The sequence below is a fragment of the Williamsia muralis genome, assembly GCF_002735905.1.
In the GTDB taxonomy this organism is placed as follows: domain Bacteria; phylum Actinomycetota; class Actinomycetes; order Mycobacteriales; family Mycobacteriaceae; genus Williamsia; species Williamsia muralis_A.
This window is the reverse complement of sequence record NZ_PEBD01000008.1, coordinates 960,955-972,788: the sequence shown is the minus strand read 5'-3', so window position 1 is coordinate 972,788 and position 11,834 is coordinate 960,955. Positions and strand designations below refer to the sequence as shown.

Genomic DNA, 11,834 nt, shown 5'->3' with positions numbered 1-11,834 from the left:
GGCGATCATGGAACTGAAACCATTCCTGTCGGTCCCGGCCGGTGAACTGATCTTCCGTCCGCTGTTCGCACTCACCCTCAATTCGCGGTGGTCGCCGCAGACCCAGCGCAAGCTGCTGGAGATGAGTACGTTGCTGTTGCCGAGGGTGCCTCACTCGGTGATCCGGTCGGTGACCCTGGGCGATCGGACTGCCGAGCGGGTCAGTGTCGGGGCCACCGAACACGGTCGGGCGGTGCTGTATCTGCACGGTGGTGCCTACATCGTCGGGTCCCCGACCACCCACCGGGCGCTGACCACCACGCTCGCGCGGGCCGCGGGCGCCGAGGTCTATGCCCTCGACTACCGGCTTGCACCCGAGCATCCGATGCCCGCCGCGGTCGATGACTCGGTTGCCGCCTACCTCGCCCTGCTCGAACGCGGATACAGTCCCGAGTCCGTGGCGATCGCAGGCGATTCGGCAGGCGGCGGGCTCAGCGTGGCCACGGCGAGGGTGTTGATCGACGAGCACGGGGTCACCCCCGCGGCGCTCGGTCTGATCTCACCGTGGGTGAACCCTGCCGGGGTGTCGGAGGATCTCGGCACCGACATCGTCGTGAACCTCGAGTGGTCGCGTCAGGGCGCAGCCGCCTATCTCGGAGACGGCGATCCCACCGATCCCCGGTATGCGCCGGCCGTCGGATCTTTGGAGGGGCTGCCGCCCACCCTGGTCCAGATCGGCCAACGTGAACTGTTGCTCGAGCAGGTCACCGAGTTCGTCGCCTCCCTGCGTGAGGCAGGGGTCGACGTCACCGCATCCGACCTCGGTCCGCTGTGGCACGTGGCGCACACCGCGGCGCCGCTGGTGACCGAGGCTGCTGCCGCAGTCGACGACCTGGGTCGATTCCTCGGTGACCGGCTGCGGTACTCACAGGCTGTGCTCGCCGAGCCAGCGGGTCGCAACGCCGGATAGCTCCGCACCACCGTCGACCTCGGCCGCCATGGTGGTCAGGTCGGCGGTGGTCAACTCGCCCGCAACCTTGTTCATGGCACGGAACAAGGTGCGGCTGAGGGCAGCGGTGCGGAAGATCGGCACCAGGTCCTGCGCCCGCATCGCGTCGTTGCCGTCGTCGAGACCCTGGAGTCCGGCGTCGTCGGCCACCACACCCAATGCCGAGAACAACCCTGCGGCGCGGCCCGCGGCCACTTCCGCGACCGCCGCCTGCGCATCCATCACCCGAGCGGGACCGAAAGCGCATCCCGCTCCGGCCAAGTCGCTGACCGTCTGCGGCGCTGGTTCCACCACGGTGACAAGCGGCAGCCCTGCCGGGAGCGCGGGGCACTCTGCGAGTTCATCGATGTCGGCCGTGGCCGCAAGGTAGCTGGACACGAACACCAGCGGCTTGTTCTGCACAGTGGTGGCATCGCCCGCCGAGACACCTTGCGGTAGTGCCTGATTGAGCTGGTTGTAGACGTCCTCCGAGGTGCGTCCCGATGCCCCCGGATCGAGCTGTGCCAGCAATTCCCCGGACCACGCCGGGAACAGATCCACTGTGCGGTTGTCCATCTGGTCGAGCAGGCCACCGTAGTCGGCCACCGGATGTTCGTCCGAGACTGCCGCCCCTGCCCCGCGAAGAGCTCCCGCATAGATGGCTGTGGCAACTCGACTCGCCGTATCGGCCGTCGATCCCATCACCAGTTCCTGCGGCGCCGGCCCCGGGTCCGAACAACCGGAGACCATCAGCGCGCAGGCCACCACCAGGACCGGCGCAACTCGTCGAATGTACTGCAGTAGAGCGGAATTCACCCTTGCTTGGCCACCCTGGCAACAGCGTCGGCGACCGCGGGTGCCACTCGGGGGTCCAGCGGGCTCGGCACGATCATCTCTGCGGACAGGTCATCGCCGAGGACTGCGACGATCGCGTCGGCGGCGGCCAACTTCATCTCTTCGGTGATGCGTAGAGCGCCCGCATCGAGCGCTCCACGGAACACTCCGGGGAAGGCCAGCACATTGTTGATCTGGTTCGGGAAGTCACTGCGGCCCGTGGCGACCACTGCCGCGTACTTGCGTGCGACGTCCGGATGGACCTCGGGATCAGGATTGGACAGAGCGAAGATGATCGCGTCGGAGTTCATCGTCGCGAGGGCCTCCTCGGGCACCTTTCCGGCACTCACCCCCACAAACACATCGGCATCGACGAGAGCGTCCGACAACGAACCGGTCCTGCCGTCGGGATTGGTGCGCCCGGCCATGTCGACCTTGACGTCGTGCAGGTTGTCGCGGCCACTGTGCACGATCCCCTTGCTGTCGATCACCGTGACGTCGGCGATGCCGTCGGCGAGCAGGATGTTCGCGCAGGCCACGCCGGCAGCGCCGCACCCCGAGATGACGATCTTGAGGGCACTGCGGTCCTTCTTCAGCAGCTTGGTCGCCGCCTTCAGCGCGGCGAGCACCACGATGGCGGTGCCGTGCTGGTCGTCGTGCATGACCGGACAGTCAAGGGCTTCGATCACCCGCTTCTCGATCTCGAAACACCGCGGGGCCGAAATGTCTTCGAGGTTCACCGCACCGAAGGAGTGCCGCAGGCGGATCAGCGTCTCGACGATCTCGTCGGGGTCCTTGGTGCTGAGCACCAGGGGGATCGAGTCGAGCCCGGCGAAGTTCTTGAACAGCGCCGACTTGCCCTCCATGACGGGCAGGGAGGCACTCGGACCGATGTCACCGAGCCCCAGCACCGCACTGCCGTCGCTGACCACCGCCACGAGACGATTGGTCCAGGTGTAGCGCCGGGCCAGTTCGGGGTCGGCGGCGATGGCGCGGGACACCTCGGCGACGCCGGGTGTGTAGGCGATCGACAGAGCACGCTTGGTGTCGAGCGGTGAGGTGATACCTACGGACAATTTGCCACCCTCATGGCCGGCGAAGATCTCGTCGCGGGTGATTGTCGATGCATCGGCGTCGGGGGCGGGCAGTTCACTGCCCATCAGGTCAGTCACGCCGATCACGCTACTTCAACCCAAAAGCTCTCACGGCCATACCTGGTAGTCGTGAGGTTGTCACGTGTGGTCGTGACGTGTTCGCAGCCCGCACTCCACCGATTCGACATCAACCAGCACCGATGATCCAGACGCAATCCTGCCGCCGGGGCCCCGCGCAGCCGCCGGAATCTTCGGCCGCCACGGTTCCGGGCGTAGCATCCCCGGTGGACTTTCGCCACGCACAGACAAGGGAGGTGCCATGCCGCCACGGCCGCATCTGCGTACCAGCACACCGGGCAAACCCTCCGCCAGGGTGCCCATCCCGCCGTCACGTGCAGTCGTCGATTGTGCGGTGTACGTCGACGGCAAACGTCTGCCCGGGCTGCGCACGTTCAGTCACGCCCTCGACGAGGTGCGCTCCACCGGGCGGGGCTACGTGTGGGTGGGTCTGCACTCCCCCGACAGTCGGCAGATGGAAGGGGTGGCCAACACGTTCGGCCTGCACGAACTGATGGTCGAAGACGCTGTGCAAGCCCATCAGCGGCCGAAACTCGAGCAATACGACAACACGTTGTTCCTGGTACTGAAGACCGTCAAATACGTTGCCCACGAATCTCTACAGGTGGCGAACGAGGTAGTCGAGACCGGCGAGATCATGGTGATGGCGGGCAACGAGTTCGTGATCACGGTGCGCCACGGTGACCACACGGGGCTCTCGGGGGTTCGCAAGCAACTCGAGGAACTTCCCGAGCGCCTGGCTCTGGGGCCCACCGCGGTGATGCATGCCGTGGCCGACCATGTGGTCGACACCTATGTCGACGTCACCACGGCCGTGGAGTTCGACGTCGATGCGCTCGAAGAGAACGTCTTCTCGCCCGGCCGCCGGATCGAGATCGAACCCGTCTACCTCCTCAAGCGTGAGGTCATGGAGTTGCGCCGGGCCGTGGACCCCCTCGACGCGGCACTGCGCCGGCTCACCTCGTCCGAGGACAAGCTGATCCCCAAAGAGGTACGGCGCTATTTCCGCGACGTGCAGGACCATCACACCAGCGTCAACGAGCGGATCGCGAGTTATGACGAGGTCCTGACATCGCTGATCGACGCCGCATTGGCCAAGGTCGGTATCCAGCAGAACACCGACATGCGCAAGATCTCGGCATGGGTGGCGATCGCGTCGGTGCCCACGATGATCGCGGGTATCTACGGGATGAACTTCGACAACATCCCGGAATTGCACTGGAAGTACGGCTACTTCGTGGTGCTGACGTTGCTGGCCACGATCTGCGTGGGACTCTGGCGGACGTTCCGGCGCAATCACTGGCTGTGACCATGAGCCGCGCCCGTTGGCCGACGGTCAACCGATGGTGGCGCCTGCCCTGACCGGGTCGTTCACGTCGATCCCCGCTTCGGCCCATGCTGCGCGGAGTGCGTCCACACCCTTGAGCCGGACCCACGCCGCCTCGTTTGCCGTGACGGGGATCGCCCGGAAGAATTGCACGTCTTCGAGGTCACCGGGTATCTCGCACGGCGCGATCGTGTCGTCCTCGAGTACGACGGCTGTGAAGGTCGCCCCTTCCCACAGCGGCTCGCCGAGATCGATCAGCGCATCGGCGGTCAAGACCAACCCTTCCACCGCCGGCGCCGCGGCCAGCATCGCGACCGTGCGGTGCAGCCCGCGCAGCTGTGTGGAACGGGCTGAGGCATCGGACAGACGCATCCGGATCACCACCTCCGCACGGGGTCCCGCCGTCGGATCCACGATCAGCTGGTCCGGTTCCCCCATCGGATGCCGGCTGCAGCCGAGCGACACGTAAGCCACGCTGCCCGGCACGATCGAAAACCGAAGGACGTCAATCGATTCGAGCCCGAGGAAGGTGACCGACGCCCGCTGGGGTTCGACGTCGTCGAACATCTCACGCAGGTGCGCCGCCACCCGATCGATCACCGACGACTCCGACTCGCTCACACGCCCAGGGTAATCCCCCTCATCTGGCCCGTAATCGCGGTCTTCGGCGCGTCATCACCCGGCCGCGTCTAGGGTCGAACACGTGGTGCGTGTGCTTTCGGTATCGGACGAGGTCGTCGACAGCCTCTACTACGGGGTTGCCGAGGAGTTGGCGCCCGACCTGATCGTCGCTGCCGGTGACCTGCCCTTCGACTATCTCGAGAAGCTCATGGCCCATTTCGGTGTTCCGTGCGTGTTCGTACCCGGCAACCACGACCGGGACCTGTCCGGCTTCAAGAAGACCCGGGCGGGCTGGACCGAGGCCGGATTGCCGGTCCGCGATCCGGGACCCGAGGGCGCGGTGAACGCCGACGGCCGTATCGTCACGGTGGCCGGTGTGCGCATTGCCGGACTGGGTGGCTGTATCCGCTACAACGACGGCCCCAATCAGTACCGGGAGGCGACCCAGCGTCAACGGGCCAATCGACTGGCCTTGCGCCGCTTCGCGTATCGGATGATGCCCGGGAAATCGGCTGTCGACATCCTGCTCACGCACAGTCCGGCGCGCGGCATCGGGGACGCCGAAGACGGCCCACATCGCGGATTCCGCTGTTTTCTCCCGCTGGTCTACCGGTTGCGTCCTCAGCTCCTGCTACATGGTCACATCCACCCCCACGGCCAGACCCCGATGGATCACACCATCCTGCTCAAGACGATCCCCGGCAAGACCCTGCGCCGCAGCACACTCTCGCTGAACACCGTCGGCTACTGCCTGTTCGACATCGAGCCCGGCGGAACCGGGATCCGGTTACACCGGAGACGCCATGGCGCGTGACACCGGGTTTCCGAGCGCCGACGCCGAGAACGACTTCAGCAGGCAACGCAGACGAGCCGAGCTCGCGCGTCTGTCGGCCTGGCTCACCCGACAACCCGCAGACGTCAACACGGTCCTGCCGTTCGACGAAGTCGTTGCGGCCCTGGGTAAGACGGGCGAGACATTCCTCGGGCTCACCGTGGTCGAGGTTTCCACGATCGTCGGCAGCGTGGACCGCACCCGCGACTTCGACCGCTACTTCCGGCCCACGTCGGCCCGCGTACGCGAACGCTGGCAGCGCCTTGCCACCGCCCAGCGGCGCGGTGAATCCGTACCGCCGGTGCAGCTCTACCGCATCGGCGACATGCACTTCGTCATCGACGGGCACCACCGCGTCTCGATCGCGATCTCACGACATTTCACGACCATCGACGCGTACGTGACCGTGATCCACACCCGCATCTCCCCCGAAGGCATCACCGCTCGATCCGATCTTGTACTCAAGGACCATCGGCGCCTGTTCATGTCCCGGGTCCCGCTGGAAGGCAAGCAACGCGAGGCCATTTCGTTCGAGGACCCCTTCGACTACGCCGAATGCGCCGAGAACGTGGAGGCGTGGGGGTTTCGGCTCAGCCAGGAGACCGGCACGTTTCTGAGCCGGGTCGAGGTCGCCCGTCGGTGGTTCGGCGAGGAGTTCCTGCCGGTGGTGCGGATGGCTCGGCGTGCCGAGATACTCCCCGAGGTGACGAGCGACGCCGAGCTCTATCTGTGGCTGGCGTCGGAACGATATCGCTTGGTACGCAAGCACATCTGGGACGAAGCGATCATCGACGAACTGCGTGAACATTCCCGTCGCAGGCGTAAGTCGACCTGATCGCACGCGTGGCCCGCGCGCCCTGTCCACAACGCATTTACCCGCATCCACATCGCAGCGAGCCCGGCGGGATCACCCGCCGGGCTCGGCTGTCGATCGGTATTACTACAGGCTGAGGTTGTGACCGCTCGCCTGGTCGAACACCGACACCTTGGAGGTGTCGTAGAACAGCTCTGCCTGCTGCCCTTTGCCGATGTTGGACTCCGGTGAGAGGCGGGCGATCAGTTGGCCGCTACCCATCTGCGCACCGGCGTCCGCCGCGATGTCCGCCAGCGCCTTGGCGGACGACTGGCCGCCCTCGACGGTGAAGTGGGCGTAGTTGTCCGAGCCCATCGACTCGAGCACGCTGATCTGCACGGTGAAGGTGGCTCCCTTGGACCGGGCCAGCGGGTCGACCAGACGGGCATCTTCGAAATGCTCCGGCCGGATGCCGATGAGCACCTCACCATTGCTGCGAGCATGTTTGGCGTTCTCCACCACTCGCCGCATATCGCTGACCGCCACCTCACCGATCGCGGTCTCGATGCCGTTCTGGGTGAGGCGCCCGGGCAGGAAGTTCATGGCCGGCGAGCCGATGAACCCGGCGACGAACAGGTTCGACGGCCGGTTGTAGAGCTCCTGCGGAGAACCGATCTGCTGCACCAGGCCGGCGCGCAGGACCACAACCCGGTCGCCGAGCGTCATGGCCTCGGTCTGGTCGTGGGTGACGTAGACCGTGGTGGTGCCGAGACGCTGCTGCAGCTGAGCGATCTCGGTACGGGTCTGCACACGCAGCTTCGCATCGAGGTTCGACAGCGGCTCGTCCATCAGGAACGCCTTGGGAGAGCGTACGATCGCGCGGCCCATGGCCACCCGCTGTCGCTGACCACCGGAGAGGTTGGCCGGCTTGCGGTCGAGGTACTGCCCGAGGTCGAGGATGCGTGCTGCCTCGTCGACCTTCTGGGTGATCTCGGCCTTGGGCATCTTCGCCAGGGTCAGCGGGAACGCGATGTTGTCACGCACCGTCATGTGCGGGTACAGCGCGTAGGACTGGAACACCATCGCGATGTCGCGGTCCTTGGGCGCCTTCTCGTTGACCCGTTCTCCGGCGATGCGGAGTTCACCGGAGGAGATGTCCTCGAGACCGGCGATCATGTTGAGGGTGGTGGACTTTCCACAACCCGACGGGCCCACCAAGATGATGAACTCGCCGTCGGCGATGGTGATGTCGACGTCGTTGACGGCCACAGAACCGTCGGGGTACTTCTTGCTCACCTTGTCCAGCACGATTTCGGCCATTGGCTATCCCTTCACGGCGCCGGAGGTCAAACCGGCAACGATACGACGTTGGAACAAGAGGACAAAGATGATGATCGGGATCGTGATGACCACGGCCGCAGCCGCGATGGATCCCGTGGGTTCTTCGAACTGGCTGCTGCCGGTGAAGTTCGCAATCGCCACCGGGGCGGTGATCGAACGCTCCGTCGATGTCAGCGAGATCGCCAGCAACAGGTCGTTCCAGGCGAAGATGAACACGAGGATGGCAGCGGTCACGATGCCCGGTGCGGCCAGTGGCGCGATCACCTTGCGGAAGGCCTGAGCCGGGGTGGCACCGTCCATCTTCGCGGCTTTCTCCAGCTCCCAGGGGATCTCACGGAAGAACGCGGACAACGTGTAGATCGCCAGCGGCAGCGCGAAGGTGATGTAGGGGATGATCAGGCCGGCCCAGGTGTCGAAGAGCCCCAGACGCCGTTCGATGTTGAACAACGGCGTCACCAGCGAGATCTGCGGGAACATGGCGATCAGCAGGGCTGCGCCGATCAGCGCCTTCTTGCCCGGGAAGTCAAGCCGCGCAACAGCGTAGGCGGCCATCGTGCCCAGGGTCACCGCGATCACCGTGGTGATCAGCCCGATTCCGATCGAGTTGATCAGCGCCGAGGTGAACGCACTGGTGTCGAAGATGCTGGTGTAGTTCTCCCAGGTCCAGGAAGTCGGGATGAACTTGCCGTCCTTGACAGAGCCGGGTGGCTTGAACGACAAGCTGATGATCCACAGCACCGGGATCAGTGCGTAGAGGACAACCAGCAGGTTGATGACGGTCCAGCCGACACGTCGGCCCATCACAGTGTTCATGGCTCAGTCACCGTCCTTCTGCGTCGGAGCCGGGTGCCGCGGCACCGAACAGCTTGATGAAGACGAAGGCGATGATCGCCACGCACAGGAAGATGAGCACACTGATCGCTGATCCAACTCCTAGGTTGAACGCCTTGAAGAGGTTGTCGTAGCCCAACATCGACACCGAATAGGTGTTGTTGCTACCTCGGGTGAGGATGTAAATGTTGTCGAACACCCGGAACGCGTCCAGGGTGCGGAACAGGAGTGCGACGAGGATCGCCGGCTTCATCAGCGGCAGGATGATCTTCGTCAGGCGTGTCCACGCTCCGGCGCCGTCCATCTGTGCGGCCTTGAGCAGGTCGTCGGGCACCAGCGCCAGGCCGGCCAGGAGGAGCAACGCCATGAACGGCGTGGTCTTCCAGACCTCGGCCAACACGATCACCGCCAACGACGGCCATTGCTCCGTCAAAGGCGCTGTGCCGTCGGGCAGCAGATTGGCCAGGTAGCCGGTGTCCGGCGTCCACGCGTAGTACCACGAGAAGGCAGCGACCACGGTGACGATGCCGTAAGGGATCAGCACCAGGGTCCGAATCGCCCCCTTGCCGAACAGGGTTCGGTGCATCACCAGCGCGATGGCCATGCCCAGCACCAGCTCGATCACCACCGAGACGACGGTGATCCCCAGCGTGACACTGAAGGCCGTCCACCAGTAGCTGTCACTCAGCACGGTCGCGTAGTTCGAGAACCCGATGAACTCGTCCTGCCCGGGTGCCGACAGGCTTGCCTTCTGCAGACTCAGCCAGAAGGCATACACAATCGGGTACCCGGTCACCAGGATCATCAGGACCACGGCGGGTGCGATGAGCAGCAATCCCAGCCGGCGTTCGGCGCGCTTTCCCTCGCTCAGCGCCGGCTTCTTCTTGCCGGTGCTCTGCGGCGCGTTCTGCGTCTCGATGGTCGCGGTCATGGGATCAGCCCCTCACCCTTGATGGCTTTGTCGACCTGATCGGCGAGCTGGTCGACCAGGGTCTCCGGATCCCAGGCGCCGACCGGGCTGAGCTTGGCCACCAGCAACGTCGAAATTGCTTGATAGACGGGCGATGCCGGACGCAACGCGGCGTTCTCGCTCTCGAGCTGCGTCTTGATCTGTTGCCCCATCGGGTACGCGGCCTGGAAGTCCGGGTCGTCGTAGATCGCCGCCAACGTGGGCGGCGTACCACCACTGATGGAGTACAGCTTCTGCGACTCCTCGTTGGTCATGCACTCGGCCGCCTTGAACGCGAGATCCTTCTGCTCCGAGGTGTCGGCGACCGCGATGTTCACGCCGCCGAGGGTCACCTTGGAGGGAACCTCCGGAAGGACACCCGGGTACCTGGCGAAGTCGAACTTGGTGCGCACCACGTCGTTCACAGGTGAGAGTTCGTTGTCCGGCGGCGGGTTGTCCGGATCGGCGAACAAGGGGCCGAACTCCTGCTTCACCTCAGGCAAGAACGCCACATCACCGGCTCCGGCGTTGGACCGCATCGAGGGAAACACGAACGGCCAGTTGACCTCGAAGGTCGCCTTGCCCGATTCCATGCCTAGGCGGGCCGAGGACTCATCACTGTTGGTGATGGACGGGTCGGCGCCGGGCGCTGTCGCGACCGACTTCAGGGTCTGCAGTGCCTTCACCGTGGCCGCGCGATGTTCCGGGGTGTCGTTGAGCGTCTGCTTGTTCGGATCATTCGGGTCGACGACCTGGCCCCCGGCACTGGAGAGCACCGAGTTGAACCAAACCATCAAACCCTCGTATTGCTTGCCCTGGACCATGATGTAGCTCGGTCCACCTGCCTTGCGGATGATCTCGTTGTCCGCCAGCATCTCGTCCCACGTGACCGGTGGCGTGTCCTTGTTGAGGTACTGCTGGAGCACATCGGGTCGGTACCAGAGGAGCTGGGTGTTGGTCCACGTGGGAATGGCGTAGAGGCGTTTGGCCTCGTCGTCGTCGGTCTTCCAGACAGCGGTTTCGTATGGCCCACCAAGGGTGTCGGCCTTGATACGTGCGGCCAACTCGTCAGGAACCGGTTCGATCCAGCCCGCGTCGGCGAACTCGGCTGTCCACACCACGTCCATGCCCATCAGGTCGAGGCCATGGTCGTTGCCCGCGAGGCGTCGTGCCAATTGCAGACGCTGATCGTCGGCTGCCTTGGGCAGCGCGAACGTGTTGATCTTGTACTCGCCTTTGGAATTCGCTGCGCAAGTCTCGGCTGCCTGCTTGATGAACGATGCACCGTCGGCGGGTGCATACACGTTGAGCGTGCCCGGCGTGGAACCCGAACTGCACGCGCTGAGCACCGGCAGTGCCACAGCCACTGCAGCACAAGATATTCCGAGCTTCTTCCAGGCGGCGACCTTTTTGGGCCCACCGATTGTCTTGGCTCTTGCGGATTTGTCGTCCACCGCGGGTGGATCACCGTTGCACTGCACGCAGCCTCCTCGATGAGTCGCCGGTGCGCGCAGGGATCTCGGCGCACACCATTGATTGCCTGCGACGTACGTTATAGGCGTTAAATAGTGACACGCAACACAATCGGCATGATCGTGCCAACTCGAGACCAAATCGTTGACTGCAGAAAGGCCCTGACCTGCGCCGGGCGGGGCAGCTACGGCTGCAGGCGACTCAACATGTCGCGGGCGCGTTCGGCACTGCGCGGATCGCACAACACGTCGTACCGTCCGGCAACCAGCTGCATCGTGGAGGAGAAGTCACGCTGTCCGCGCGTGGCCGCATAGGGAATCGAGGTGGACACCACGCCGAAGACGATGCCGCCGACGAGCCCGAAGAGCAGCGGCACCAATGGATTGGTGTCCACCACGATGCCGACGAGCAGTCCGAAGAACAGTCCCAGCCAGGCGCCGGACACCACACCGCCACCGATCACCTTGCCCCATGTCAATCGGCCGAGCACACGCTCGACCTGCATCAGGTCCACACCCACGATGGTGACGTCCTGCACGGCGAAGTTCTCGTCGGAGAGGTAGTCGACGGCACGCTGCGCCTCGGCATAGGTGGTGTACGACCCGATCGGCCAGCCCTTGGGCGGCGTGGGCAGGCCGGGCCCCGGCGCGGGTTTCATCGGATTGCTCATGTCTTCACTCCTTGTTCGAACGCT

The 11,834-nt window shown here is 64.8% G+C and carries 12 protein-coding genes; 4 read left to right on the top strand and 8 right to left on the bottom strand.

Annotated features, from left to right (window positions below):
- The first annotated feature begins 13 nt into the window (after positions 1–13).
- Entirely contained in the window at positions 14–949 is a 936-nt protein-coding gene (locus CSW57_RS13620; RefSeq protein ID WP_370623960.1) for an alpha/beta hydrolase, read from the top strand.
- Here CSW57_RS13620 and CSW57_RS13615 read toward each other — a convergent pair.
- The gene (locus CSW57_RS13615; RefSeq protein WP_099383211.1) at positions 905–1,783 is read right to left on the bottom strand and encodes a glycine betaine ABC transporter substrate-binding protein; all 879 of its coding nucleotides are present in this window, start codon (positions 1,781–1,783) and stop codon (positions 905–907) included. The genes CSW57_RS13620 and CSW57_RS13615 overlap by 45 nt on opposite strands.
- Entirely contained in the window at positions 1,780–2,961 is a 1,182-nt protein-coding gene (locus CSW57_RS13610) for an NAD(P)-dependent malic enzyme (protein WP_099383395.1), read from the bottom strand. Before CSW57_RS13610 ends, CSW57_RS13615 begins: the two co-directional genes overlap by 4 nt.
- 253 nt (positions 2,962–3,214) lie before the next feature.
- Here CSW57_RS13610 and CSW57_RS13605 point away from each other — a divergent pair, with 253 nt between their 5' ends.
- On the top strand, positions 3,215–4,282 hold the full coding sequence (locus tag CSW57_RS13605; RefSeq protein ID WP_099383210.1) for a magnesium and cobalt transport protein CorA: 1,068 nt from the start codon (positions 3,215–3,217) through the stop codon (positions 4,280–4,282).
- A gap of 27 nt (positions 4,283–4,309) precedes the next feature.
- Here the strand turns inward: CSW57_RS13605 and CSW57_RS13600 are convergent, their stop codons facing one another.
- A complete protein-coding gene (locus CSW57_RS13600; RefSeq protein WP_099383394.1) occupies positions 4,310–4,867 on the bottom strand; it encodes a suppressor of fused domain protein in 558 nt (185 codons plus the stop codon).
- Between the two features lie 136 nt (positions 4,868–5,003).
- On the opposite strand from CSW57_RS13600, the gene CSW57_RS13595 reads away from it, so the two are divergent.
- A complete protein-coding gene (locus CSW57_RS13595) occupies positions 5,004–5,735 on the top strand; it encodes a metallophosphoesterase family protein (RefSeq protein WP_099383209.1) in 732 nt (243 codons plus the stop codon).
- Entirely contained in the window at positions 5,725–6,588 is an 864-nt protein-coding gene (locus tag CSW57_RS13590; RefSeq protein WP_099383208.1) for a chromosome partitioning protein ParB, read from the top strand. Before CSW57_RS13595 ends, CSW57_RS13590 begins: the two co-directional genes overlap by 11 nt.
- 105 nt (positions 6,589–6,693) lie before the next feature.
- Here the strand turns inward: CSW57_RS13590 and CSW57_RS13585 are convergent, their stop codons facing one another.
- The 5 genes from CSW57_RS13585 to CSW57_RS13565 form a co-directional block, all read right to left on the bottom strand.
- Positions 6,694–7,866: an ABC transporter ATP-binding protein gene (locus CSW57_RS13585; RefSeq protein WP_099383207.1), complete on the bottom strand. Its 1,173-nt coding sequence runs from the start codon at positions 7,864–7,866 to the stop codon at positions 6,694–6,696.
- Positions 7,867–7,869: 3 nt separating this feature from the next.
- Positions 7,870–8,700, bottom strand: coding sequence for a carbohydrate ABC transporter permease (locus tag CSW57_RS13580; protein WP_023957800.1), 831 nt, complete (start codon positions 8,698–8,700; stop codon positions 7,870–7,872).
- A gap of 7 nt (positions 8,701–8,707) precedes the next feature.
- Complete coding sequence (locus tag CSW57_RS13575; RefSeq protein WP_099383206.1) at positions 8,708–9,649, bottom strand: carbohydrate ABC transporter permease; 942 nt, start codon at positions 9,647–9,649, stop codon at positions 8,708–8,710.
- Positions 9,646–11,091 carry an extracellular solute-binding protein gene (locus tag CSW57_RS13570; protein WP_370623959.1) on the bottom strand — a complete coding sequence of 482 codons (1,446 nt, stop codon included), beginning with the start codon at positions 11,089–11,091 and terminating at the stop codon, positions 9,646–9,648. The genes CSW57_RS13575 and CSW57_RS13570 overlap by 4 nt, the downstream gene beginning before the upstream one ends.
- Before the next feature lie 233 nt (positions 11,092–11,324).
- Positions 11,325–11,810: a general stress protein gene (locus tag CSW57_RS13565; protein ID WP_023957794.1), complete on the bottom strand. Its 486-nt coding sequence runs from the start codon at positions 11,808–11,810 to the stop codon at positions 11,325–11,327.
- Between the last annotated feature and the right edge of the window lie 24 nt (positions 11,811–11,834).

Excerpts from the sequence above, each read along its gene's own strand:
- CSW57_RS13585 (WP_099383207.1), bottom strand. The coding sequence starts at position 7,866 with ATGGCCGAAATCGTGCTGGACAAGGTGAGCAAGAAGTACCCCGACGGT.
- CSW57_RS13605 (WP_099383210.1), top strand. The coding sequence starts at position 3,215 with ATGCCGCCACGGCCGCATCTGCGTACCAGCACACCGGGCAAACCCTCC.
- CSW57_RS13580 (WP_023957800.1), bottom strand. The coding sequence starts at position 8,700 with ATGAACACTGTGATGGGCCGACGTGTCGGCTGGACCGTCATCAACCTG.
- CSW57_RS13575 (WP_099383206.1), bottom strand. The coding sequence starts at position 9,649 with ATGACCGCGACCATCGAGACGCAGAACGCGCCGCAGAGCACCGGCAAG.
- CSW57_RS13600 (WP_099383394.1), bottom strand. The coding sequence starts at position 4,867 with ATGTTCGACGACGTCGAACCCCAGCGGGCGTCGGTCACCTTCCTCGGG.
- CSW57_RS13565 (WP_023957794.1), bottom strand. The coding sequence starts at position 11,810 with ATGAGCAATCCGATGAAACCCGCGCCGGGGCCCGGCCTGCCCACGCCG.
- CSW57_RS13590 (WP_099383208.1), top strand. The coding sequence starts at position 5,725 with ATGGCGCGTGACACCGGGTTTCCGAGCGCCGACGCCGAGAACGACTTC.
- CSW57_RS13610 (WP_099383395.1), bottom strand. The coding sequence starts at position 2,961 with ATGGGCAGTGAACTGCCCGCCCCCGACGCCGATGCATCGACAATCACC.